The 22,486-nt window shown below is 74.2% G+C and carries 20 protein-coding genes and 1 pseudogene; 6 read left to right on the plus strand and 15 right to left on the minus strand.

What is annotated here, in order from left to right; translation table 11 throughout:
- Window positions 1–5: 5 nt before the first annotated feature.
- Window positions 6–812, minus strand: coding sequence for an IclR family transcriptional regulator (locus tag ACWGKU_RS08380; protein WP_359907558.1), 807 nt, complete (start codon window positions 810–812; stop codon window positions 6–8).
- A 326-nt stretch (window positions 813–1,138) separates the two neighbouring features.
- Between ACWGKU_RS08380 and ACWGKU_RS08385 the strand changes: the two genes are divergently transcribed.
- From ACWGKU_RS08385 to ACWGKU_RS08395, 3 genes are all read left to right on the plus strand, one after another.
- The gene (locus ACWGKU_RS08385; RefSeq protein ID WP_452178098.1) at window positions 1,139–2,449 is read left to right on the plus strand and encodes an extracellular solute-binding protein; all 1,311 of its coding nucleotides are present in this window, start codon (window positions 1,139–1,141) and stop codon (window positions 2,447–2,449) included.
- A 141-nt stretch (window positions 2,450–2,590) separates the two neighbouring features.
- Window positions 2,591–3,568 (plus strand): carbohydrate ABC transporter permease, encoded by a 978-nt coding sequence (locus ACWGKU_RS08390; protein ID WP_452178099.1) that lies wholly within the window; start codon window positions 2,591–2,593, stop codon window positions 3,566–3,568.
- Window positions 3,565–4,500, plus strand: a complete 936-nt coding sequence (locus ACWGKU_RS08395) for a carbohydrate ABC transporter permease (RefSeq protein ID WP_401046383.1) — start codon at window positions 3,565–3,567, stop codon at window positions 4,498–4,500. The genes ACWGKU_RS08390 and ACWGKU_RS08395 overlap by 4 nt, the downstream gene beginning before the upstream one ends.
- 89 nt (window positions 4,501–4,589) lie before the next feature.
- On the opposite strand, the gene ACWGKU_RS08400 is transcribed toward ACWGKU_RS08395, so the two are convergent.
- From ACWGKU_RS08400 to ACWGKU_RS08410, 3 genes are all read right to left on the minus strand, one after another.
- Window positions 4,590–5,201: a DUF7691 family protein gene (locus ACWGKU_RS08400; RefSeq protein WP_401046385.1), complete on the minus strand. Its 612-nt coding sequence runs from the start codon at window positions 5,199–5,201 to the stop codon at window positions 4,590–4,592.
- Between the two features lie 181 nt (window positions 5,202–5,382).
- Window positions 5,383–6,141 carry a VOC family protein gene (locus ACWGKU_RS08405; protein ID WP_452178100.1) on the minus strand — a complete coding sequence of 253 codons (759 nt, stop codon included), beginning with the start codon at window positions 6,139–6,141 and terminating at the stop codon, window positions 5,383–5,385.
- 156 nt (window positions 6,142–6,297) lie between these two features.
- The gene (locus tag ACWGKU_RS08410; RefSeq protein ID WP_452178101.1) at window positions 6,298–6,939 is read right to left on the minus strand and encodes an alpha-ketoglutarate-dependent dioxygenase AlkB; all 642 of its coding nucleotides are present in this window, start codon (window positions 6,937–6,939) and stop codon (window positions 6,298–6,300) included.
- A gap of 262 nt (window positions 6,940–7,201) precedes the next feature.
- Between ACWGKU_RS08410 and ACWGKU_RS08415 the strand changes: the two genes are divergently transcribed.
- The 3 genes from ACWGKU_RS08415 (at window position 7,202) to ACWGKU_RS08425 (ending at window position 8,973) form a co-directional block, all read left to right on the plus strand.
- On the plus strand, window positions 7,202–7,639 hold the full coding sequence (locus tag ACWGKU_RS08415; RefSeq protein ID WP_452178102.1) for a hypothetical protein: 438 nt from the start codon (window positions 7,202–7,204) through the stop codon (window positions 7,637–7,639).
- Window positions 7,640–7,742: 103 nt separating this feature from the next.
- Window positions 7,743–8,360: a hypothetical protein gene (locus tag ACWGKU_RS08420; RefSeq protein WP_452178103.1), complete on the plus strand. Its 618-nt coding sequence runs from the start codon at window positions 7,743–7,745 to the stop codon at window positions 8,358–8,360.
- Window positions 8,361–8,454: 94 nt separating this feature from the next.
- Window positions 8,455–8,973 carry a universal stress protein gene (locus ACWGKU_RS08425; protein ID WP_380545787.1) on the plus strand — a complete coding sequence of 173 codons (519 nt, stop codon included), beginning with the start codon at window positions 8,455–8,457 and terminating at the stop codon, window positions 8,971–8,973.
- Between the two features lie 7 nt (window positions 8,974–8,980).
- Here ACWGKU_RS08425 and ACWGKU_RS08430 read toward each other — a convergent pair whose 3' ends face one another.
- The 11 genes and pseudogenes from ACWGKU_RS08430 to adhP form a co-directional block, all read right to left on the minus strand.
- Entirely contained in the window at window positions 8,981–10,657 is a 1,677-nt protein-coding gene (locus tag ACWGKU_RS08430; protein ID WP_452178104.1) for an amidohydrolase, read from the minus strand.
- Window positions 10,654–11,496, minus strand: a complete 843-nt coding sequence (locus ACWGKU_RS08435; RefSeq protein WP_452178105.1) for a PaaX family transcriptional regulator — start codon at window positions 11,494–11,496, stop codon at window positions 10,654–10,656. The genes ACWGKU_RS08430 and ACWGKU_RS08435 overlap by 4 nt, the downstream gene beginning before the upstream one ends.
- A 92-nt stretch (window positions 11,497–11,588) precedes the next feature.
- The gene (locus ACWGKU_RS08440) at window positions 11,589–12,341 is read right to left on the minus strand and encodes a maleate cis-trans isomerase family protein (RefSeq protein ID WP_387688143.1); all 753 of its coding nucleotides are present in this window, start codon (window positions 12,339–12,341) and stop codon (window positions 11,589–11,591) included.
- 32 nt (window positions 12,342–12,373) lie between these two features.
- Window positions 12,374–13,306: a fumarylacetoacetate hydrolase family protein gene (locus ACWGKU_RS08445; RefSeq protein WP_452178106.1), complete on the minus strand. Its 933-nt coding sequence runs from the start codon at window positions 13,304–13,306 to the stop codon at window positions 12,374–12,376.
- Between the two features lie 17 nt (window positions 13,307–13,323).
- A complete protein-coding gene (locus ACWGKU_RS08450) occupies window positions 13,324–14,463 on the minus strand; it encodes a cupin domain-containing protein (RefSeq protein WP_452178107.1) in 1,140 nt (379 codons plus the stop codon).
- Window positions 14,460–15,431 (minus strand): carbon-nitrogen hydrolase family protein, encoded by a 972-nt coding sequence (locus ACWGKU_RS08455; protein ID WP_401051766.1) that lies wholly within the window; start codon window positions 15,429–15,431, stop codon window positions 14,460–14,462. Before ACWGKU_RS08455 ends, ACWGKU_RS08450 begins: the two co-directional genes overlap by 4 nt.
- A gap of 9 nt (window positions 15,432–15,440) precedes the next feature.
- A complete protein-coding gene (locus tag ACWGKU_RS08460; protein ID WP_401051767.1) occupies window positions 15,441–17,816 on the minus strand; it encodes an oxidoreductase in 2,376 nt (791 codons plus the stop codon).
- Window positions 17,817–17,904: 88 nt separating this feature from the next.
- The gene (locus ACWGKU_RS08465; RefSeq protein WP_359907613.1) at window positions 17,905–18,288 is read right to left on the minus strand and encodes an acyl-CoA thioesterase; all 384 of its coding nucleotides are present in this window, start codon (window positions 18,286–18,288) and stop codon (window positions 17,905–17,907) included.
- Between the two features lie 33 nt (window positions 18,289–18,321).
- A pseudogene (locus ACWGKU_RS08470) lies at window positions 18,322–19,932 on the minus strand (AMP-binding protein); the annotation flags it as partial.
- A 135-nt stretch (window positions 19,933–20,067) separates the two neighbouring features.
- The gene (locus tag ACWGKU_RS08475) at window positions 20,068–21,120 is read right to left on the minus strand and encodes a hypothetical protein (protein ID WP_452178108.1); all 1,053 of its coding nucleotides are present in this window, start codon (window positions 21,118–21,120) and stop codon (window positions 20,068–20,070) included.
- A 216-nt stretch (window positions 21,121–21,336) separates the two neighbouring features.
- Window positions 21,337–22,350, minus strand: coding sequence for an alcohol dehydrogenase AdhP (gene adhP / locus ACWGKU_RS08480; RefSeq protein ID WP_452178109.1), 1,014 nt, complete (start codon window positions 22,348–22,350; stop codon window positions 21,337–21,339).
- Window positions 22,351–22,486 lie beyond the last annotated feature (136 nt).

A 22,486-nucleotide genomic window follows, 5' to 3' on the forward strand; every position in this document is an offset into this window, starting at 1 on the left:
GGCGTTCAGGACGGCTGGCGGTCGGAGCCGAGTTCGCGGGAGATCCGCAGCCCGACCTGGGCGACGACCGGGCCGAGGGCGCGGACCCGGGCGGCGGTCATCCGTGAGGTGAGGCCGGAGACGGAGAGGGCCGCGGTGACCTCGCCGGTGTGGTCGAAGATCGGGGCGGCGACGCAGCGGACCTCGGGCTCGTTCTCGCGGTCGTCGATCGAGTAGCCGCGGGCGCGGATGCGGGCGAGGTCGGCGCGGAGCCGGGGCTCGTCGGCGATGGTCCAGGCGGTGACCGGGCGCAGCCCGGCCGCGACCACCTCGGCGACGGCCTCCTCGGGCAGCCAGGCCAGGATCGCCTTTCCGGTGGCGGTGCAGTAGGCGGGAGCCCGGCTGCCGACCCGGGAGGCCATCCGGACGTTGGTCTCGTCCTCGACCTTGTCCAGGTAGACGATCCCGGGGGCCTGCCAGACGGTCAGGTGGACGGTCTCGCCGGCCTCGCGCTGGAGCCGGCGCAGGTGCTCGGCGGCGACGCTGCGCAGGTCGAGGGTGGTCAGGTAGGCCTGACCGAGCCGCAGCGAGCCGTGGCCGAGCCGGAACCAGCCGGTCTCGCGGTCCCGGTCGAGGAGGTGCTCGTCCAGCAGGGGGCCGGCCAGTCGCAGCACGGTGCTCTTGTTGAGGCCGAGGCCGTCGGCGAGCTGGGCGAGCGGGACGCCGCGCCGGTCGCCGTGGTCGCGGACGTAGCCGAGGACGGCGAGGGCGCGGCGCAGCGAGGAGGACTGGTTGCGTTCGGTCGCGGGTTTCTTGGGCGCCGTCTCCGTCATGGGTCCGTTCCCTGGTGTCGTTCTGCCGGTGTTCCCCCGCAGGTCGGCGGCGGTTGTCAGAACGTACCCGTTCGCGACCCGATCGCCGCATCTTCGATACAACGTTGTGCAGTGCAAAACTTTCACCAACTCCCTCTTGTTGGCGCCGATCGGCCCCGCCTAACGTCCCTGCCATCGAGCAGGCGACGACGCCCCACCCGAGCGCTGCGCCCTGCCGTACCCCCACCACTTCACCCACCATCGGCCCCGGTCAGGGCCTGCTTCGACGTGCCCGTCCCCGGCGGCGGACGTCTCAGCGGCAGCTGTCGGGAGGGGAGGTCTCCACCATGCGACTCATCGGACGGACCGCCGCAGCCGCCGTGCTCGCCGCCGGCTGCCTGGCCGCCACCGCCTGTGCCCCCGGCACCGCCGCGCCGGCGAGCGACAAGGCCGCCGACGACCGGACCGGCACCGTGCAGGTCTGGCTGTACAACGAGGCCGGCAACGCGGCCAAGGAGGCCGTGATCTCCAAGGCCGTGGCCGAGTTCCAGGCCTCCCACCAGGGCGCCACCGTCAACGTCAGCTACATCGACACCGACGCCTCGGCCCGCGCCGCCAAGATGAAGGGCGCCTTCAACGACCCGAACAGCGCCCCCGACCTGGTCGAGTTCGGCAACACCGACCTGCCCGGCTACGTCGCCGCCGGCGGCCTCGCCGACATCACCGCCGACCTGGACAAGTGGCAGGACAAGGGCGACCTCGACCCGGCGATCGCCAAGACCGCCGTGGTGGACGGCAAGACCTACGGCCTGCCCTGGTGGGTCGGCGTGCGCGCGCTGTACTACCGCACCGACCTGTTCACCGAGGCCGGCCTCACCCCGCCGACCTCGTACGCCGAGCTGGTCGCCGCCAACCAGAAGATCCACGCCGCGCACCCGGACACCTTCGGCATCGCCGTCGGCGGCAAGTACACCTTCGCCGCGCTGCCCTTCGTCTGGGACGCGGGCGGCGACATCGCCGCCAAGGACGGCGCCACGTTCAAGGCGGCGATCGCCTCGCCCGCCTCGCAGGCCGGGATCAAGCGCTACACCGACCTGTTCGGCGCGGACGGCTGCCCCGCCCAGCAGTGCGCGGACCTGACCGGTGGCAAGACCGTGGACGTGTTCGCGGCCGGCAAGTCGGCGATGGCGGTGCTGCTCAACTCCAACCGCAGCAAGGTGGACGCGGGCGCGGTCAAGGGCAAGTACGGCGTGGTGCCGCTGCCCGGCGAGAAGCCCGGCTCGATCGCCCCGGCCTTCGCCGGCGGCAACAACCTGGGCGTGATGAAGGCGGCCAAGCACCGCACGCTGGCCGTCGAATTCGCCGAGCTGCTGGCGAGCCCCGCGTACCAGGAGCAGATGTACGACGCGATGGGCAACCTGCCGACGCTCAAGTCCGTCAGCGGCAAGGTGGCGGCGAAGGACGCGTTCCTGAAGCCCTTCACCGACACCATCGCGGCCGGCACCAGGTTCGTCCCGCTCGACCAGGCGTGGGCGCAGATCGACGCCCAGTCGGTGATCCCGACGATGCTCCAGCAGGTCGTCACCGGCAAGGCCGACGTGGCCAAGGCCTCGGCCGACGCCGCCGCGCAGATCTCCTCGGCCTTCGCCGCGCACTGACGGCCGGCCGCCGGCGGTGCACCGCCGCAGGCCCCGCACCGCAGGCCCCGCACCGTCGGCCACCGGCACACCGCACCGTCGGCCACCGGCCGCGCACGGACGGCCCCCCTCCCGGTTCGTCTCAGAGAGCAGGTCCCGCACGTGTCCGTATCCACCTCGACCGCCCCGGCGCCGCCTTCCCCGCAGAGGCGCCGTGGGGGAAAGGCGCCGGCCGCACCCCCGGGCGGCCGGCGCCGGCGGCCCCCGCTGCTGCTGCTCCTGCCGGCCGCGGTCATCCTGATCCCGCTGGTCGCCTACCCGATCTACCAGCTCGGCCTGCTGTCCGTCCTCGACTTCGGGCAGGCCCAGGCCTCCGGCGGCGTCCCGACCTCCTTCGTCGGCTTCGGCAACTACACGAAGATCCTGGAGGACGAGCAGTTCTGGACGGTGCTGTTCCAGACCATCGGCTTCGCCGCGTTCTGCGTGGTCGCCACCCTGGCCGTCGGCGCCACCCTCGCGGTGCTGCTCACCAAGGTCGGCCGGTGGCCGCGGCTGGTGCTGACCACCGCGGCGATGGCCGCCTGGGCGGCGCCGGCGATGACCGGTTCGACGGTGTGGAGCTTCCTGTTCGACACCAACCTCGGTCTGGTCAACCACACCCTGGAGGGGCTCGGGCTCTCCGGCTTCCACGAGTTCAACTGGTTCTACGACAAGTGGACGGCGTTCCTGATCGTCGGCGCCGTGGTGGTGTGGCACTCCTACCCGTTCGTGATGGTCACCCTCTACGCGGGCATCCGGGCGATCCCGGAGGAGATCATGGAGGCGGCCGCCCTGGACGGCGCCAACACCTGGACCACCTTCCGCCGGATCACCGCGCCGATGCTGCGGCCGATCCTGACCATCGTGGTCATCCAGTCGGTGATCTGGGACTTCAAGGTTTTCACCCAGATCTATGTGATGACCGAGGGCGGCGGCATCGCCGGCCAGAACCTGGTGCTCAACGTGTACGCGTACCAGAAGGCGTTCGCCTCCTCGCAGTACGGGCTGGGCGCGGCGATCGGCGTGATCATGCTGCTGATCCTGGTGATCCCGACGGTCCTGTACATCCGCACGCTGCGACGGACGGGGAGCGAACTGTGAGCCCGGCGAACTCCTCCCCGGCCGCCGTGAAGCCGGCCGGCAACGCCCGCGGCCGGAACTCCCGTGGTCGGAACACCCGCGGCCGGAACGCCCGGGGCCGTTGGCGGCTGGCCGCCAACACCGGTGCGATCGTGCTGGCCGTGGTCACCGCGTTCCCGATCTTCTGGATGGTGCTCTCGGCCTTCAAACCCAAGGGCGAGATCCAGTCCCTCGACCCCAGGCCGTGGACCGCCCACCCCACGCTGGAGAGCTTCCGGCAGGTGCTCAGCGTCGACGGATTCGGCCGCTACTTCGTGAACAGCCTGGTGGTCGCGCTGTCGGTGGTGGTGCTGTCGGCGATCGTGGTCTTCCTGGCGGCGGTGGCCGTGACCAGGTTCCGCTTCAAGTTCCGGACCACCATCATGGTGATGTTCCTGATCGCCCAGATGATCCCGGTCGAGGCGCTGACCATCCCGCTGTTCTTCATGTTCCGCGACGCCGGGCGGTTCGCCCCAGGCGTCGGGCTGAACACCCTGGCCTCGCTGGTCCTGGTGCAGCTGGCGTTCTCGCTGCCGTTCGGGATCTGGATGATGCGCGGCTTCGTCGCGGCCGTCCCGGTCTCGATCGAGGAGGCGGCGCAGATCGACGGGGCCGGCCGGACCCGCATCCTGTGGCGGATCCTGCTGCCGCTGGTGGCGCCGGGACTCGCCGCGACCAGCGTGTTCTCCTTCATCGCGGCGTGGAACGACTTCGTCTTCGCCAAGACCTTCATCATCAGCGCCACCCAGAACCAGACGCTGCCCTCGGCGCTGCTGGTCTTCTTCAAGCCGGACGAGAATGACTGGGGCGGCATCATGGCGGCGTCCACGCTGATGACCGTGCCGGTGCTGATCTTCTTCATCGCGGTGCAGCGCAAGCTGGTCTCCGGACTGGCCGGCGCGGTGAAGGACTGACGTCCGCCGAGGCCGCGCACCCGGGAGTCCCGCCGTCGGCGGGACTCCCTCGGCCGTCCGGGCCCGAGCGCCTCAGGAGGCCGGGCGGTTCAGGAGACGAAGCCGACCACGTCGGAGCCCTTCCGGCGCTGCGCGAGCCGGAGCCAGCCGACGACCTCCGCGACGGCCTCGGCCACCTCGCGCTCCGGCGCCGGGGTGCGGCCCTCGCGCTCGGCCCGTTCGAACTGCTCCAGTGCCCTCCGGCAGTCCTCGGCCGGCCAGGTGCTGCAGGACGGCACGTCGCAGGAGGGCAGTTCGGCCGGAAGGCCGCCGCCGTACTGGAAGTCCGCGACCGAGACGGCCGTGATCCCGTACGCCTTCAGGCCGTCGTCGACCACCTCCAGCCAGTTGCCCCGGAACGGTCCGAAGGAGTCGACCTCCAGGGGCTGCCCGACGAGCCAGCACAGCCGCCGGTACGCGTAGCCGTACTGGAAGGCGTGGCCCGCGTCCGCGGAGAAGGGGCCGCCGTGCACCACGGCGCGCAGCGCCTCCAGGGCGGTCGGCGCGCCCAGCGCGATCTCGTCGGCGAAGTGCTCGTCGGACCTGTCCAGGGACGGGCCGAAGTATGCGAGGGCCTCGTCGAGCGCCCCGTCGTTGCCGCTGCCGACGCGGACACGGAGCTCCGCGGGGTCGACCAGGTACGCGCGCAGGAAGGAACTCATGGCAGCACGGTAGCGGTCGCAACGGACAGCGGGTTCGGCGGGTCGGTCGTCCTCGGGCGCCCGGTGAGTGTGCCGAACAGTCTTGCCAGGAAGGCAACTTGACGGGCTGGAGGGGGAGGCTCCGGGTCCGTGTGCGGGTGCGCGGACGGGTGGATCGGTGGCGGGTTCGGCCGGGGCGGGCTCAGGCCGCCGCCGCGGAGTCCCGGGTCGGGACGGCGACCAGCACGAACTCCGCGCCGGCGTCGTCCCGGACCAGCGCGGTGCGGCCGAACGGCGCCGGCGCCGGCCCGGTGACGACCGTGCCGCCGAGGGCGCGCAGCCGGTCGGCCGTGCGGTCGGTGTCCCCGGTCGCGAAGTGGACCAGCCAGCGCGCCTCCGCGCCCGGGCCGGCGGGGCCGATGCTGCACGCGGGCAGGCCGGCCACCCGGGCGAGGGTGTGTCCCGCCCGTGGCCGGTCGTAGCCGTAGCCGAGGACCCGGTGGTAGAAGGCCCGGGCGGCGTCGGGGTCGGGGGAGAGGTGCTCGTTCCAGGCGAGCGCGCCCGGTTCGTCGACCAGGCCGGCGCCGTCGATGGTGCCGGCCTGCCAGAGTCCGAAGCGGGCGCCGAGCGGGTCGACGGCGAGCGCGGCGCGGCCCTGCTCGGGCACCTCGTACGGTTCACGGGCGAGGCGGCCGCCGGCGGCCCGGACCGCGGCGAGGGTGCCCGGCGGATCGGGGCAGGCGAGGAAGGTGGTCCAGGTGGCGGCCGGGTCGGTCGGCCGGGCCCGTTCGACGGCCGCGACCTGGGCGCCGTACCGGGTGGCAACCGCCTCGGCGGGGCCGGTCGGAACGAACTCCCAGTCGAACAGCGCGCCGTAGAAGGCCTCTGCCCGTGCGGTGTCCGGCGTGGTGAGAACGACCCAGCACGGCACCCCGGCGCGGTAGTTGCCCGGTTTCGGCATGCGACCCTCCTGGCGGGCCCGGTGCCCGGTGCCCGGTGCCCGGTGCCCGGTGCCCGGTGCCCGGCGTTCGGCGTTCGGCGTTCGGTGTTCGGTGTTCGTCGCCACCGGCCCCACCCGCCAGCCTCCGCGCCCGGCGGGTGCGCGGCAAGCGGGGGATCAGGACACTCCGTGCGGCCGGAACTGGACGCTGATCCGAGGGCCCACCGGGCGGGCCGTCTTGGGGATCGCGTGCTCCCAGGTGCGCTGGCAGGAGCCGCCCATCACGACCAGGTCCCCGTGCCCGAGCGGGTGGCGGACGACCGGCCCGCCGCCGGACCGGGGCCGCAGCGCCAGGGTGCGCGGCTCGCCGACGGAGAGGATCGCCACCATGGTGTCCTCGCGGGCGCCGCGCCCGATCCGGTCGCCGTGCCAGGCCACGCTGTCCCGGCCGTCCCGGTAGTAGCACAGGCCGAGGGTGCGGAACGGCTCGCCCAGCTCCTGGGCGTAGTGCCGGCTCAGCGCCGTCCGGGCCAGGCCGAGCACCGGGTGGGGCGGTTCGGCCTGCGCCGGGTAGGAGGCCAGCAGGCGCGGGACGTCGACCGTCCGTTCGTACATCTCGCGGCGCTCGGCCCGCCACGGCACGTCGGAGGCCAGTTGTTCGAACAGCTCGTCGGCTCCGTGCAGCCAGCCCGGGAGCAGGTCCAGCCAGGCGCCGTCGCCGAGCGGCCGCCGCCGCAGGCCGGTGAGCGGGCCGAGGCGGAGGCCGCCGCGGTCCGCGTCGTCGAACAGCGAGGGCTGGAGGTGGACGGTGCCGTGCATGGGGTCAGCGTACGCCTCGATTCGAACATGTGCTCGAATGGCTGGAGGGTTTCAGGTCGTGCCTTGTGGATCTTCGCCGGGCCTGCGACGCCAGGGCGTGTTCCCCGGCGGCGGAGGAGGGCCGCTACGGCGATCGACGGTCGGCGGGGGCGTCCGTTCGGCGCAGCTTCGTCCGGCGGCGGCCGGAGACCGTTGTCAGGCGGCACGGGCGACCGGTAGACGGGAGGCTCCGAGCGCCGATCCTCCGAGTACCGGGAGTGCCGTGAACGCCCTGAGACTGCTCGCCGTGCCCGCCGCCGCCCTCGCCCTGACACTGAGCGCCGCACCCGCCGCACCCGCCGCACCCGCGGCGTCCGGGGCCGCCACGGCCCCCGACCCCGCGCCCGCCACCGTCACCATCTCCCGTGCGGACGGCGGATCGACCGTCCAGGCGCACGTGGGGGACACCGTGCAGGTGGAGCTTCTCGCGCTGCGCGACTACACGGTGACCTGGTACTGGTACGCCCTGGGCACCCCGACGCCCGCCCTGCTCTCGCAGACGGCGGGCAGCGCCGAGGCCAACGGCGACTCCCACGGGACCTTCTCGGCGACGGCCGCCGGGACGGGCGCCATCACCGCGATCGGCCGCTGTGTGCCGGACCGCGGCTCGGTCTGCCCGCCGTGGGTCATCAACTGGAAGGTCACCGTCCAGGTCTCCTGACCGGGCGCGGGACGCACCGCCGCCCCGGGCGCCGTCGACGGTGCCCGGGGCGACCGCGGGGTGGTCGAGCGGCCGGTTCCCCGCTCCCGTCTAGGCTTCGGACATGGCGATCAACGGCTTCGGGGTCACCGAGTTCCAGCTGGTGCTGCTGCGCCGGATGGCCGATTTCCAGCCCGGGCTGGTGGAGGGTGCGGTGCGGCGGCTCGGCGCCACCCGGGCCTCGATGCGGGAGGCCAACAAGCGCTGGCAGGCGATGGTCCGCGCGCCCGGCTTCCCGCGCGGCGCGGCCCGGTACGCGGCCGTGCTCGGGCCGGCCGGGGCGAGTGTGCCGCGTCGGATCGGGGATCTCGACTGCGTGGCGCGCCAGTGGGCGCTGCCGCTCTGGCCCGAGTTGCGCTTCGAGATCCTGCTCGGCCCGGCGGAGATCGGTGGGCCGCTGTTGAACGAGTGGCTGGTGCGGGCGGCGGGCTCCCCGGTGCCCGCGCTGCGCACGCCGGCCGATCTCGCGCCGTGGGGCTGCGTGGTGGGCGACGTCGGGGCCGCGTTTCCGTCCGCGGTGCCGCGCGAGGGCAGTGCGCCGACCAGGTTCCGGCTGGACTTCGCGGTCCCGGATGCCGATGGACGGCTGCGCCCGTACGAGGCCGACTTCACCTGGGGGTTGCTCCAGGAGGTCCGTCCGGGTGGCGGCCAGGGCATGGATATGCCGGGCGATGAAAGGTGATATTCAGTGAATGCCTTTGATTTGCAGGCCAAAAGAGGATGTGGCAATCTAATCGCAGACATTGAAGAGTTTTGGCATCGGAAAGTGAAGGATCATGTCGGACGGCGCCCGCGTCATCGTCGGAGTCAGTGGTTCACTGCACAGCCTGACCGCCCTGCACCGGGCGGCCGAGGAGGCCCGGGCCCGGGGGGCCGTCCTGGTGCCGGTGCTCGCCTGGACGCCGGTCGGCGGTGAGCGCAACTACCGCGCCCGGCCCTGCCCGCCGCTGCTGCGCGCCTGGCAGGAACTCGCCGAGGCGCGGATGGAGAGCGCGCTGGAGCAGGCCTTCGGCGGACTGCCGATCGGGGTGCCGGTGCAGCCGCTGGTCGTGCGCGGCGAGGTCGCGACGGTGCTGACCGGGCTGGCCGACCGCCCGGGCGACCTGCTGGTGGTCAGCACCGGCGAGCAGGGCGGCCTGCGGGTCAGGCTGCGCGGGCTGACGCGCCGCTCGATCGCCCGGCGCTGTGTGAACCGGGCCCGCTGCGGGGTGCTCGCCGTTCCGCCGTCCACGCTGCACGAGGACCTGCGCGCGCTGCACCGCGGCATCGATCTGCGGGAGCTCGCCGCTGCCTGACGAGTCGTCAGGCGCAGTGCGTGGTACGGCCGTCGACCACCGTGCGGGTGGGGCGCAGCTGGCGCAGCGCGTCCACCGGGCAGGCCGACGGATCCAGCGGATCGACCGGCCACACCGTGAGGTCGGCGAACGCCCCCGGCCGCAGGCTGCCGCGCACCGTGCTCTCGCCGGTCAGCCGGGCCGCGTTCACGGTGTGCAGCGCGACGGCCTCGGACCGGCCGATCGCGTGCTCCGGGCCGACCACCCCGGCCGTGGTGCCGCGCGTGGTCATGCCCCACACCGACACCATCGCGCCGTACGGGCCGACCGGGAAGTCCGAGCCGCCGGTGATCAGCGCGCCCTCGTCCAGCCACTCGCGCAGCGGGAAGAGCGCGGCGGTGCGTTCCTCGCCCCAGGCCCGCTGCTGGGTGAGCGCGCCGTCGTGCAGCAGTGGGTGCTGGACCGTCACCGGGATGCCCAGCGCGATCGCCCGCGCCCGCTGCTCGGGGCGGGCCAGGCCGCCGTGCTCGACCACCAGGGTGCCCGGCGGCAGGCCGGGGTGGCGCTCGACCACCTGCTCGAAGACGTCCAGCAGGACCCGCAGCCCGCGGTCGCCCCAGGCGTGCACGCCGACCCGCCGGCCCCGCCCGACCACCCGCTCCACCGCCGCGAGCAGTTCGGCCGGCTCCCAGAGCAGCCGGCCGTGATAGCAGGGCTGCCCCTGGTACGGCTCCTCCACCGCGCCGGCCTCGAAGCCGCCGTCGATCCCGAACTTGACGCCCCAGAGCCGCAGTCGGTCGTCGTCCCGGCCGGCCGCCCGCCAGTCGTCCATCCGGTCCAGCAGTGCGTCCACCTGGGCCGGCGTGCGGGCGGCGAAGCCGGAGACCAGCGCGCGGACCCGGACGGCCAGGGCGCCCTCGGCCCGGGCGGCGTCCAGGACGTCGAGGTCCTCGGCCGGGACCAGGCAGTCGCGGACGGTGCCGATCCCGGTGGCGGCGAAGTCGGCGGAGGCGGCGCGCAGTCCGTCGATCCGCTCCGTGAGGGTCGGGTGCGGCAGCACCCGCTCGACCAGCTCGACCGCCCGGTTGATCAGCCGGCCGGTGAGCCGCCCGTGCTCGTCGCGCTCGATCACGCCGCCCGGCGGCGCCTCGGTGGCGTCGGTGATCCCGGCCAGCCGCAGCGCGGCCGAGTTGAGCACCATGTTGTACGCACCGCGGCGCACCAGCACCGGGTGTTCGGCGGTGGCCGTGTCCAACTCCCCGGTGGTGGGCATCCGTTGCTCGGCCAGCAGGACCTCCTGCCAGTTGACCGTGGTGCGGATCCACTCCCCGGCTGGGGTGCGGGCGGCGCGTTCGCGGATCAGGCCGAGGAATCCGGCGAGGTCGCGGGCCCGGTGGACGGGCACGCCGTGGACGCTGTGTCCGGCCAGGATCAGGTGGGTGTGGGTGTCGTCGAAGGCGGGCAGCACGGTCGAGCCCGGGGCGTCCACCACCTCGGTGCCCGGGCCGATCAGGGCGTCCAGTCCGTCGGGCGCGGCGGAGAGCGCGGTGATCCGGCCACCGGTGACGGCGACCGCCCGCCGGGGCGGCTCGCCGGGCACCAGGGTGTGCACGGCGGCGGCGCGGATCAGCAGGTCCGCGGGGGTGGGGCGGGCCGCCGGAAGGGCGGAGGCGGGTCGGATCGCCGGATCGGTGGGGTTGGTCATTGCGGCTCCTGGGGGCGGGACAGTCCGGTGACCTTCTCGACGTACCGGAGGCTGGGCTCGGCGAGCAGTCCGTGCAACTCGGTGAACACCGCGCGCGCCGGTACCGCGTTCCAGTCGGCGGGCAGCAGCGGCGCGGGCAGCCCCGGATCCAGGTACGGCAGCCGGCGCCAACGGGTGAGCATCGGCACGTAGTCGCGGAAGGCCTCGGCCGGGTCGACCGGAGACCGTCCGCGCAGCTCCTCGACGGCCGGGTGCCAGGCGTCGGCGAAGGCCCCGTACTGCGCCTCGATCGCCGGGAGGTCCCACCAACTCGCCACTGCCGTACGGAGATCGGCGAAGCCGGCGTACTCGGCGGAGAGGAACAGATGGACGTAGGCGCTCAGCCCGAGCCGGTCCAGCAGCCGACGGGCGTCCGGCAGCAGCCGGGCCGGTGCCAGCCAGACCCCGGGGGCGGCGTTGCCGAAGCCCAGCCAGCTCAGCCGGGAGCGCAGCTGGTGGCGGTGGGCGCGGGCGGACTCGGGCACCGAGAAGACCGCCACCACCCAGCCGTCGGCGAGTTCGGCCGGCTCCAGGCTGTGGAAGATCCGCCGGTCGCCCTCCTCGAAGACGGGCTCCATCGCGCGCGCGAGCCGGTACCCCGTGCCCGCGCGCCGCTCCTGGAGCAGGGTGCCGGCCTTCTTCAACCGCGAGATCGCCGAGCGGACGGCCGGGCCGTCGACGTCCAGCTCGGCCAGCAGCGCGATCAGGTCGGCGATGGATATCCAGCCGCCGAGGCGGCGGACGAACTCGCCGTAGACGGTGTGGATCAGGGAGCTCGGCCGGGACGTGTGCTCGGACATGCGCGGGCCCTCCTCCCCGGTGGTGGTGGCGATCATAACGAGAGTGCCGGTCCGAGGGCGCGGAATCCTGCGTTTCCAAGGCGTCCGGGAGGCTACGCGTAGGCACCGGAGAGCAGGTGTCCGGCGCCGGGTGCGAAGGCGGGCAGGCCGAGGGCCCGCAGGAGCTGGTGGGTGGTGCAGACGGCCGCCGAGACCACCGGCTTGCCCAACTGCTGCTCGGCCTCCTCGACCGCGGACAGCGAGGGCAGTTGCACGCAGGCCGAGAGCACCACCGCGTCCGCCTCGGCGTGGGCGAGACCGCGGGCGATGGCGGGCAGCAGGGCCGGGTCGTGGGCGGCGACGTCGAGGTTGTCGGCGATCTCCAGGGCGGCGTGGTCGAGCACCTCGATGCCCTCGGCGGCGAGGTACTCGACCACCGTCCGGGCCAGCGGCCGCAGGTACGGGGTGACCATGGCGACCTTCGCGGCCCCGAGTTCGTGCAGCCCGGCGACGAGCGCGCCGGCGCTGGTGACCACGGGCGCGGGGGCGCCGTTCTGGACGGTGCGCAGGTGCAGCCGCCGTTCGGCCTGCCGGTGGTAGCCGGGGCCGGTGGCCATCACGGCGACCAGGCAGGCGTAGCCGATCACGTCCACCCGGGCGTCCGACAGCTCGGCGGCGCAGCGGTCGGACTCGGCGTCCATGGCGCGCAGTTGTTCGGGGGTGACCCTGGTCATCCGCATCCGGCTGGAGTGGAAGGTGAACCGCTCGGGGGCGACCGCCTCGCGGGCCCGCAGCAGGGCGGGGACCTCGGTCTCCATGGTGACGTTGGAGCTCGGGACGATCTGGCCGATCCGGTGGGTGGTCATCGGGTGGACGGTCCTTTCCGGTCCGGGGCGGGTCAGCGGGCGTCGATCACCGGGTTGGCGAGCGTGCCGATCCGTTCGATGGTGGCCTCGACCAGGTCGCCGGGCTGGAGGAACTGCGGCGGCACCATCCCGGCGCCGACGCCCGAGGGGGAACCGGTGGAGATCACGTCGCCCGGTTCCAGGGTGACGCCGGAGGAGATGTCGGCGATCAGCCGGGCGACGCCGAACAGCATGTGGCGGGTGTTGGAGTCCTGCCGCAGCTCGCCGTTGACCTTCAGCGAGAGGTCGAGCCGCTGCGGGTCGGGGATCTCGTCGGCGGTCACCACGACCGGGCCGAACGGCGCGTAGCTGTCCTGGCCCTTGGAGAAGAACCACTGGCCGGAGCGGCGCTGGTCCCGGGCACTGACGTCGTTGACGATGCTGTAGCCGAACACGTGCCGCAGCGCGTCCGCCTCGGCCACCCGGAAGGCCGGTGCGCCGATCACCACGGCGAGTTCGCACTCCCAGTCGAGCTGCTTGGTGAGGTCGGCGTTGTGCAGGATGGGGCCGCCCGGGCCGGTGACGGCGGTCGAGGGCTTGCCGAACAGCACCGGCCGGTCGGGCAGTTCGCGGTCGGTGTCCAGGGTGCGGTGCGACTCGGCCACGTGCTCCACGTAGTTGAGGCCGACGCCGACGATCTTGCCGGGGCGCAGCGGCGCGCACAGCGAGACCTCGGCGAGCGGCCGGCCGGCCGGGGCCCCGGCCAGCAGGTCGCGGACGGTGGCCAGGGCCGGTTCTCCGGCGCGGATCAACCCGAGGAGGTCGGGGGGCAGTCGGACCCCGGCGGCGGTGGCGAGGGCGGTCAGGTCGACGACCCGTTCGCCGTCGATCCGGGCGCCGAGGCGCGGGGTGTCGTCATGGCCGTCGTCCTCGGTGCGGCCGGCGGGGTCGGCGTCGTCGTCGGTGCGGAAGGTCAGCAGGTGCATGGTGGTGGGGCTCCTGGTCAGGCGGCGGTGACGGTGGGCTGCTGCCCGTCCGGGTGGGCCTCCTCGCGGTGGAGGCCGAGCGCGTGCATCACCGGGACGTCGTTGAAGGAGAACAGGCAGGCGTCCTCGCCCCGGTCGAGGTTCTCGTGCTCGTGCCAGGCCCAGGACGGGACGACGAAGATGTCGCCCTGCTGCCATGCGAAGCGCTGTCCGGCGATCACCGAGGCGCCGCGCCCCTTGGCCGCGGTGTACACCACCGAGCCGGTGTGCCGGTGGGCGCGGGTGGCCTGGCCCGGGCGCAGCAGTTGCAGGTGGGCGGACATGGTCGGCATCACCGGGCCGCCGGTGACCGGGTTGGTGTACTCCATGATCACGCCGTCGTAGGGCGATCCCTCGGTGGCGCGGGCGAGCCGGCGCAGCGCGTGGTAGCTGGGCTCCCAGGGCCAGCCGAGCAGCGGGGAGTACGGCCGGCTCCACTTCTCGACGCCGTACGGCAGCAGGTTGCCGCCGTAGCTGAGCAGCGAGGAGCCGGTGACCGGCCCCGGTCGCTGGTACAGCTCCGGGTGGACCTCGTAGAAGTTGGCGTCGAGGGTGTTGACCAGCGGGATGTCCAGGCCGTCCTGCCAGATCACCGGGGCGTCGTCGGCCTCGTTGCCGTGCTCGTGCCAGGTGTTGTTCGGGGTGATCGCGAAGTCGCGCGGGCCGACCTGCAGCTTCTGTCCGTCCACGACGGTCCAGGCGCCGGTGCCCTCGTGGACGAAGCGCAGCGCGGAGGCCTGGTGGCGGTGCGCCGTCATCGCCTCGCCGGGCCCCATGATCTGCAGGCCGGTGTACAACAGGCCGACGGCGGCGCTCAGTTCGCGGCGGCCGGGGTTCACCAGCATCACCACCCGGCGTCCGGCGTCGTCGGCCTTCACCAGCGGCAGCGCCTTGCGCACCAGCGGGCGGAGGTCGGCGTAGCGCCAGAGCACCGGGACGGACTTCGGCTGCGGGTACCAGGGCTCGATCTCGTTCGCGACCGTCCACAGGGCGCCCGCCTCGTGCTCGGCCAACTCCTTGTAGTAGGTCAGCAGTTCGGGACTGTCGGCGACCCGGGCCCGGCCGATCCGGTCGTCGTCGTGAGCGTTGTGGCCAGGGGGGCCCTCGGGGCTGGTCATGCCTCCTCCTCGGGGAGCGTCAGCGGCCGCAGCGGGCGGTTGTCCACGTGCAGCCGGAAGACGTCGAAGCGGTTGTAGTGCCCGACGATGTCGTGCATCTGCTTGGGCTGGATGCAGCGGCCGAGGTCGATCTCGGCGTAGACGACGCCCTCCTCGTCCACCAGCGGTTCGGTGACGGGGCGGCCGTCCGGACCGAAGATCCCGGACAGGGCGCTGTGCGGTCGGGCGAGCTGCTTGCGGACCTGCGGGTCGTCGCCGGCGATCAGGTCCACCATCCCGGGCGAGAGGGTGGAACAGGAGACGACGGAGAACACCTTGCCCTCGAAGCAGTGCGCGGCGGTGCGCAGCGCGATCGAGTCCGCCATGTCATAGTCCTCCGGGCCCACCGGCAGCGCGATGTAGCAGGCGGCGTGGACCAGTTCGCCCTGGGCCAGCAGGGTGAAGCGGGCCAGCGGGTTGGTGTTCTCGCCGCAGGCCAGCGCGCCGAGCGGGCCGACGGCGGTGGGGTGCACCGTGAGGGTGCTCCCGTCGCCCTGGCCCCAGGTCAGTCTCTCGGCCCAGGTCGGCATCAACTTGCGGTGGACGCTGAGGAGTTCGCCGTCCGCGTCGATGATCAGCAGGGTGTTGTACAGCAGTCCGAGGCCGGGCCCGCCGCGTTCGTTGATCCCGATCACCAGCACCACGCCGGCCTGCCGGGCGGCGGCCCGCAGGGTGTCGACGTACGGGCCGGGGACGTCGACGGCGGCCCGGTACAGGCGCTCGAACCAGGGCGAGCCCTGCACCGGGTTCATCGTCCAGTTCCAGTACGGGTAGCCGGGCACGAAGACCTCGGGGAAGACCACCAGTTCGGCGCCGTGCCCGGCCGCCTCGTGGATCAGCGCGACGGCCTTGTCGACGGTGGCGGCCGGGTCCAGGTAGACCGGGGCGGCCTGGACGGCGGCGGCGGTGAAGCGGGGCAGGTGGGGCATGGCTCCTCGTCACTCCTCGGCGGTGTCGGAAGGAAGGGGCGGTGACCAGCGGCGGTGGACGGGCGCGGACGGCTCGCGCAGCAGGTGCAGGCGCGGGGCGACCCGGTCGGCGTTCGGGCCCGGCGGCCTGCGGCTGCCCGCCGTCCACGGCCCGGGCCAGCGGGCGCCCGGCCCGCTGTAGCCCCGCTCGGCGGCGGCGTGCAGGGTCCAGAGCGGGTCGTACAGCTGGGCGCGGCCGACCGCGACCAGGTCGGCCCGCCCGGCCAGCAGCACGGAGTCGGCGTCGTCGAACCCGGAGATCGCGCCGACCGCGATGGTCGGCAGACCGGTGGCGGCGCGGACCAGCTCGGCGAAGGGCGTCTGGTAGCCGCGCCCGTACGGCGGCCGCTGGTGCGCCACCACCTCGCCGGTGGAGACGTCCAGCGCGTCCGCCCCGGCCCCGGCGAGCGCGCGGCAGATCGCCACCGCCTCCTCCTCGGTGGTGCCGCCGGGCGCCCAGTCGCTCGCCGAGATCCGCACCAGCAGCGGGCGGCCGGCCGGCCAGACGGCCCGTACCGCCGTCAGCACCTCCAGCGGCAGCCGCAGCCGGTCGGCCAGCGGGCCGCCGTAGCGGTCGGTGCGGCGGTTGGTGAGCGGGGAGAGGAAGGAGGAGAGCAGGTGGCCATGGCCGAACTGGAGCTCCAGCACGTCGAAGCCGGCCCGGGCGGCCCGCTCGGCGGAGGCTGCGAAGTCCGCGGTGACGGCGGCCAGTTGGATGTCGTTCGCCTCGTGCGGAACGGGGCTGTCGGCGTCCCAGGGAAGGGCCGAGGGGGCGATCAGCGGCCAGCCTTCGGTGAGCGGGCGGCCGATGCCGTCCGGCCCGGGGGCGGTGGTCGCGCCCCGGCGGCCGGCGTGGGTCAGCTGGATGCCGAGCGGGGTGTCGCTCACCGCCCGGACGGCGCCGACGAGTTGGTGCCAGGCGGCCTCCTGGTGGTCGGTCCACAGGCCCGGGCAGCGGTCGGTGGCCCGGCCCTCGGGGCCGACCGCGGTCATCCCGGCGAGCACCAGCCCCGCGCCGCCGAGCGCGTGCCCGGTCAGCTGGGCCCGGTCGAAGCCGCTGGGCAGCGCGTCGGGGGAGGTGAAGGTGGCGAGCGGCGGCACCACGACGCGGTTGCGCAGTTCCAGTGCGCCCAGCTTCAGCGGCCGGAACATCGGCGGCACTCCGGGAGAGCCGCCGAAGGCGGTGTCCACGGCGTCTACGAAGGCGGGGTCGCGGGCCCGCAGATTGCCGTAGGTGACCCGCCGGCTGCGGGTGAGCAGGTTGAAGGCGAACCGGTCGGCGTCCTGCCCGGTCCGCCGCCCGATGGTCTCGAACCACTCCAGACTGGCCTGCGCGGCACGCTGGGTGGACTCCACCACCGGGCGCCGCTCGGCCTCGTAACCGGCCAACGCCGCGTCCAGGGTGGGCTGTTCGCTCAGTGCGGCGGCCAGGGCGAGGGCGTCCTCCAGGGCGAGCTTGGTGCCCGAGCCGATCGAGAAGTGCGCGGAGTGCGCGGCGTCGCCGAGCAGGACCACGTTGCGGTGGCGCCAGCTCGCGTTGCGCACCGTGGTGAAGCGGATCCAGCGGGAGGCGTTGGGGATCAGCCGGTGGCCGTCCAGGTGCCCGGCGAGCAGCTCCGCGCAGCGACGCACGCTCGCCAGATCGCTCTCGCCGCGCGCCGGTTCCCGTGCGGCGAGGGCCTCGAAGCCCGCACGGCGCCAGGCGTCCGCGGCCGCCTCGACGATGAAGGTCGAGCGGGTGGCGCTGTACGGGTAGGCGTGCACCTGGAGGACGCCGAAGTCGAACCTCTCGACGATGAAGGTGAAGGCCTCGAAGACCTTGTCCGTGGCGAGCCACATGTAGCGGCAGTGGCGCTCGTCCAGATCGGGGCGGAAGCTCTCCGGGAAGGCGGCCCGGGTGCCGGAGCGGATGCCGTCGGCGGCCACCACCAGGTCGTACTCGGCGGCCAGCCGGTCCACGGGCGGGGCGGGGGTCCGGTAGCGCACGTCCACCGCCAGCTCGGCGCAGCGCCGTTGCAGGACGGCGCGCAGCCGGTTGCGGTCCAGGGCGGCGAAGCCGTGGCCGCCGCTGGTGCGCACCTCGCCCGCGAAGCGGATGTCGATGTCGCTCCAGCGGGCGAACTCGGCGCTGATCGCGGCGAAGACGTGCGGGTCGGCGTGCGCGATGCCGTCCAGGGTCTCGTCGGAGAAGACCACGCCGAAGCCGAAATCGTCGTCCCGGCCGTCCCGTTCGAAGACGGTGAGCTCCCGGTCGGGCGCCAGCTGCTTGGCCAGGGCGGCGAAGTAGAGCCCGCCGGGGCCGCCGCCGATCACGGCGATCCGGGTACGGTCCCGTGCGGTGCTCATGCGGCCGCCTCGGGGGCGGTGATCGCCCCGGGACCGACAGTCGGCCCGGGGTCGACGGTCGCCCCGGCGCCGGCGGCCGTCCCGGGGCTCACGCGGCCACCTCCGGGCGCTGCGGCCCGGCCTCCGCCAGTGTGCGGCGGACCTGTGAGGGCCACGGCTCGGCGCCCCCGTCGTGCGGTGCGGAGTGCACCACCGACATCCGCCCCTTCGCGGCCAACCCGTGCGGGCCGTGCACCTCGAAGGCGTAGTGCAGCGAGGAGCCGCCGACCCGGACCACCCGCAGCTCGGTGCGGACCAGGTCGCCGAACCAGAGCCGTTCGCGGTAGTCGGCCTCGAAGTGCACCCGGGGGATCCGCCCGAACAGGTCGGCCAGTCCGAGCCGGCGCAGCAGGGCCGCCTCCGCCGCCTCGGCCCAGCGCTGCACGGCGGAGAAGTGGTAGTGCCCGGCGGCGTCGGTGTCGAACCACTCCACCCGGCGCTCGACGGTGACGCTGGCCGGGGTCGGTGCGGCCCGTCGGCGCAGCTCGGCGCGGTGCAGCTTGCCGGTCGCGGTGCGCGGCAGCCCGGGCACGAACTCGACCGCCCGCGGGTACTTGTACGGTGCGATGGCGCGCTTGACGTGCTCCTGGAGTCCGCGCGCCGTCTCCGGCCCCTCCGGGACGCCCGGGCGCAGCACCACGTACGCCTTGACCACCGTGCCGCGCTGCTCGTCCGGCGCGCCGACCACCGCGCAGTCGGCCACGTCGGGGTGGGTGGCGAGCGCCTGCTCGACCTCGGGCCCGGCGATGTTGTAGCCGGCCGAGACGATCATGTCGTCGTTGCGGGCCCGGAACCAGAAGTAGCCGTCGCCGTCCCGGACGTAGGTGTCGCCGGTGAGGTTCCAGCCGCCGCGGACGTAGTCCAGCTGGCGCTCGTCGTCCAGGTAGCGGCAGCCGGTCGGGCCCTTGACCGCCAGCATCCCGGGTTCGCCGTCCGGCACCGGACGGCCCTGCCCGTCCAGGACCGCGGCCCGGAATCCGGGGACGGGCCGGCCGGTGGAACCGGGCCGGATGTCCCCGCCGGCGGCCGAGACGAACACGTGCAGCATTTCGGTGGCGCCGATGCCGTCGATCAACCGCTGTCCGGTGGCCTCGTGGAAGGCCCGCCAGACGGCGGCGGGCAGCGGCTCGCCCGCCGAGACGCAGTGCCGCACCCCGGAGAGCCGGTCCGCCAGCCCGGCGGCCAGGATGGCCCGGTAGGCGGTCGGCGCGGTGAACAGCACGCTCGCCCGGTGCCGGCGCACCTGCTCGGCCAGTTGCTCCGGGGTGGCGTGCTCCAGCAGCAGGCCGGCGGCGCCCGCCCGCAGCGGGAAGACCAGCAGGCCGCCGAGGCCGAAGGTGAAGCCGAGCGGCGGGGTTCCGGCGAAGAGGTCCTCGGGGGTGGGGCGGAGCAGGTGGCGGGAGAAGGTGTCGGCGATGGCGAGCACGTCGCGGTGGAAGTGCAGGGTGGCCTTGGGGCGGCCGGTGGTGCCGGAGGTGAAGGCGATCAGCGCGACGTCGTCGGCGGCGGTCGGGACGGCCGGGAAGTGGGCGGCCTTGGCGGCGCAGCGGGCGGTGAGGTCCTCGGGGCCGGGGCCGCCGTAGCCGAGGACGCGCAGTCCGGGGGTCCGTGCCCGGTGCAGCTCGTCCAGGAAGCGGTGGTCGCACAGGGCGAGGACGGGCCGGGCGATGCCGTGCAGTTCGGTCAGCTCGGCGGCGCGCAGCAGCGGCATGGTGGTGACGGCGACCCCGCCGGCCTTCAGCACGCCGAGCCAACAGGCCGCCAGCCAGGGGGTGTTGGGGCCGCGCAGCAGGACCCGGTTGCCGGTGGCGAGGCCGAGGTCCTCGGTCAGCAGACGGGCGATCCGGTCGGCGTGGTCGCGCAGTTCGCCGTAGGACCACCGTTCGGTGGGGGTGAGCAGGCACGGTCGGTCGGGGCCGAGGCGCTCGATGGTGTCGTCGAGCAGGGCGGCGGCGCAGTTCAGGCGATCGGGATAGGCCAACTCCGGGAGTTCGAAAAGGAGTTCGGGCCATTGCTCGGAGGGTGGGAGATGGTCTCGGCAGAACGTGTCCACGTGCGCGGAGGGTGAGAGCTCCATGGGCGGGCACCTCGTTGTGCGAGCGGGGAGTGAGGCCAGTATGGCGCGTCCGTGACGCCAGTCAAGGGAGCGATACATGCATTCGGGCGACGACCCGGCTCCCCGCCCGCTCCGGGCGCCGGGGGGCGCCGACCGTCAGCTCGTCGTCCCCCGGGCGGAGGCGTCGGGAGTGCGGCCCTCCTGGGCCTGGTGGGCGCGGTCGGCGAGCAGTCGGGCGAACACCGTCAGCCCGGGCGCGGTCAGGGCGGCGCCCGGCCCGTCGTCCCGCACCAGGAGCAGCACGCCGCCGACCTGGACCAGCGCCACCGCCGACGAGGAACCGACGGTCCGGGTGGCGCTCCGGTCGCCGATCCGCGGGATCGCCACCGCCGTCGACTCCACGCCGCCGGTGCGTTCGAGTGCGCTGCCGAAGGCCTTGGCGGCCGCCTCGGGGGAGGCGAAGGCGACCACGTCGAACTCCACGGTCTGCACCGACGCGGCGCCGAACGTCACGCTGGCCGAGGCGAGTTGCTGGTCGCAGGCGTCCGGCAGCAGGCACGGCACCGCGTCGGTCGGGCCCGTCCCCGACTCCGGCCCCCGCTGCACCCGCCACCCGCGCGGCATCGCCCCCTCGTCGGGCAGCACGCCCTGGACCAGCACCGGGTCGCCCAGCGGCTGCGCGGCGTGCGCCAGCCCGGGCCCGCCCGGCTTCAGCAGCGGGCGCGAGCCCAGGTGGACGCCGAGCGCGACCAGCGCGGCGATCAGCACCAGGACGAGCGCCGCCACGATCCCGGCGCTGCTCCGCCGGGCGGCGAGCGCCCGCGCGCGGGCGGCCGCGGGGCCGGTCCGCAGCTGAACGGTGCTCGGGCCCTTCGGCGGCGGTGCGGACGGCGGGCCGACCCGCAGCTGCACGGTGCCGGGCTCGCTCCGCAGTTGGACGGTCGGTGGATCGCCCGGCTTCCCGAGCGCGGTGGTGGCCAGGTACTGCGCGAACGCCGGGTCCGTGGCCAGCAGGTGCGCGACGGCGGCGGCCAGCAGCGCCCGCGCCTGCGCGTCCCCCGGGCGCGCCTGCGCCGCCGCGAGCGCCCCGGCGCCCTCCGGCACCATCCGCAGCCGCGCCCGCACGACATCGGCCACCGCCTGGTGCGGCCCGTCGCCCAGCAGTGCCGCCGCCACCGCATCCGGTGCCGGCCCCCGGCCGTCCCCCATGGCAACTCCCCCTGCCGTACGAGTGGTTGCCCCCACGATCCCGGACCGCCGGCCACTTCGTACCCACGCCGAACGGAACGGAGACGCAACTGCAACCCCACCCGGACGAACCGGGGCGGGCGGCGGTGTGCAGCAGTGGCGGCATCCGGGCCTTGTGCCCGCCGCCCGACCGGGCGCGCCGCCGAACCGACCGGCCGGGTGGCGGTCCGGGGGCCGTCAGCGCAGGTCGAAGACCAGGCGGGCGGAGACCTTGCCGCTCAGCACCTCGTCGAAGCAGGCGTTCACGTCGTCGAGGCGGCGGGTCTCGCGGATCACCCGGGTGCGGCCGAGGGCGTGCAGCCGGAAGACCTCGGCGAGGTCCTCGCGGGTGCCGACGATCGAGCCGATCACCTTGGTGCCGTTCAACACCGTCTCGAAGACGGGCAGTTCGAGCTTGCCGCCGGCCGGGAGGGCGACCAGGACGAGGGTGCCGCCGCGGCGCAGGGCTCCGTAGGCGGCCTGGAAGGAGGCGTTGCTGACGGCGAGGGCGATCGCGGCGTGGGCGCCGCCGAGGGCCTGGACCTCGGCGGCGACGTCCTGGGTGCGGGCGTCGAGGACGTGGTCGGCGCCGAGGTCGCGGGCCAGGGCGAGTTTGTCGTCGGTGACGTCGACGGCGATGGTCTCGGCGCCGAAGACCCGGGCGTACTGGAGCGCCAGGTGGCCGAGCCCGCCGATGCCGGAGACCAGCACCCGGGTGCCGGGCCCGGCCCCGGAGACCTTGAGCGCCTTGTAGGTGGTGACGCCCGCGCAGGACAGCGGCGCGGCGTCCAGCGGGTCGATGCCGTCGGGGACGGGGACGACGTAGTCGCCGTGCGCGAGCGCGTACTCGGCGTAGGCGCCGTCCACGGAGTAGCCGCTGTTGTGCTGCCGGAGGCAGAGGGTCTCCCAGCCGGAGACGCAGTGGTCGCAGCGCCCGCAGGCGTCCGCGAGCCAGGGGATGGCGACCCGCTCGCCCACCCGGACGTGCCGGACCAGGTCGCCGGCCGCCTCGACGATGCCGACGCCCTCGTGCCCGGGCACGAACGGCGGGCTGGGCTTGACCGGCCAGTCGCCGTGGGCGGCGTGGATGTCGGTGTGGCAGAGACCGGAGGCCTCGATCCGGACCCGGACCTGGTGCGCGGCCGGCTCGGGTACCGGGTGGTCCTCGACGACCAGCGGTGCGGTGAAATCGCGGACGACGGCGGCCTTCATGCGCTGCTCCTCGGACGTACGGCCGGGTACGGGGGTACTGCCGGGGGGGGGGGCGGGGGGGCCCCCCCCCCCCCAACACCCCAGACGGGGTGTTTGGCCCGAGCCACAAAGACCCAAAAAAGGAAAAAAGTCAGCC

The organism is Kitasatospora sp. NPDC054768 (assembly GCF_053612025.1).

Excerpts from the sequence above, each read along its gene's own strand:
- ACWGKU_RS08445 (WP_452178106.1), bottom strand. The coding sequence starts at position 13,306 with ATGCACCTGCTGACCTTCCGCACCGACGACGACGCCGACCCCGCCGGC.
- ACWGKU_RS08460 (WP_401051767.1), bottom strand. The coding sequence starts at position 17,816 with ATGAGCACCGCACGGGACCGTACCCGGATCGCCGTGATCGGCGGCGGC.
- ACWGKU_RS08450 (WP_452178107.1), bottom strand. The coding sequence starts at position 14,463 with ATGACCAGCCCCGAGGGCCCCCCTGGCCACAACGCTCACGACGACGAC.
- adhP (WP_452178109.1), bottom strand. The coding sequence starts at position 22,350 with ATGAAGGCCGCCGTCGTCCGCGATTTCACCGCACCGCTGGTCGTCGAG.
- ACWGKU_RS08455 (WP_401051766.1), bottom strand. The coding sequence starts at position 15,431 with ATGCCCCACCTGCCCCGCTTCACCGCCGCCGCCGTCCAGGCCGCCCCG.
- ACWGKU_RS08420 (WP_452178103.1), top strand. The coding sequence starts at position 7,743 with ATGGCGATCAACGGCTTCGGGGTCACCGAGTTCCAGCTGGTGCTGCTG.
- ACWGKU_RS08380 (WP_359907558.1), bottom strand. The coding sequence starts at position 812 with ATGACGGAGACGGCGCCCAAGAAACCCGCGACCGAACGCAACCAGTCC.
- ACWGKU_RS08475 (WP_452178108.1), bottom strand. The coding sequence starts at position 21,120 with ATGGGGGACGGCCGGGGGCCGGCACCGGATGCGGTGGCGGCGGCACTG.
- ACWGKU_RS08440 (WP_387688143.1), bottom strand. The coding sequence starts at position 12,341 with ATGACCACCCACCGGATCGGCCAGATCGTCCCGAGCTCCAACGTCACC.
- ACWGKU_RS08435 (WP_452178105.1), bottom strand. The coding sequence starts at position 11,496 with ATGTCCGAGCACACGTCCCGGCCGAGCTCCCTGATCCACACCGTCTAC.
- ACWGKU_RS08405 (WP_452178100.1), bottom strand. The coding sequence starts at position 6,141 with ATGCCGAAACCGGGCAACTACCGCGCCGGGGTGCCGTGCTGGGTCGTT.
- ACWGKU_RS08410 (WP_452178101.1), bottom strand. The coding sequence starts at position 6,939 with ATGCACGGCACCGTCCACCTCCAGCCCTCGCTGTTCGACGACGCGGAC.
- ACWGKU_RS08430 (WP_452178104.1), bottom strand. The coding sequence starts at position 10,657 with ATGACCAACCCCACCGATCCGGCGATCCGACCCGCCTCCGCCCTTCCG.
- ACWGKU_RS08425 (WP_380545787.1), top strand. The coding sequence starts at position 8,455 with ATGTCGGACGGCGCCCGCGTCATCGTCGGAGTCAGTGGTTCACTGCAC.
- ACWGKU_RS08400 (WP_401046385.1), bottom strand. The coding sequence starts at position 5,201 with ATGAGTTCCTTCCTGCGCGCGTACCTGGTCGACCCCGCGGAGCTCCGT.
- ACWGKU_RS08385 (WP_452178098.1), top strand. The coding sequence starts at position 1,139 with ATGCGACTCATCGGACGGACCGCCGCAGCCGCCGTGCTCGCCGCCGGC.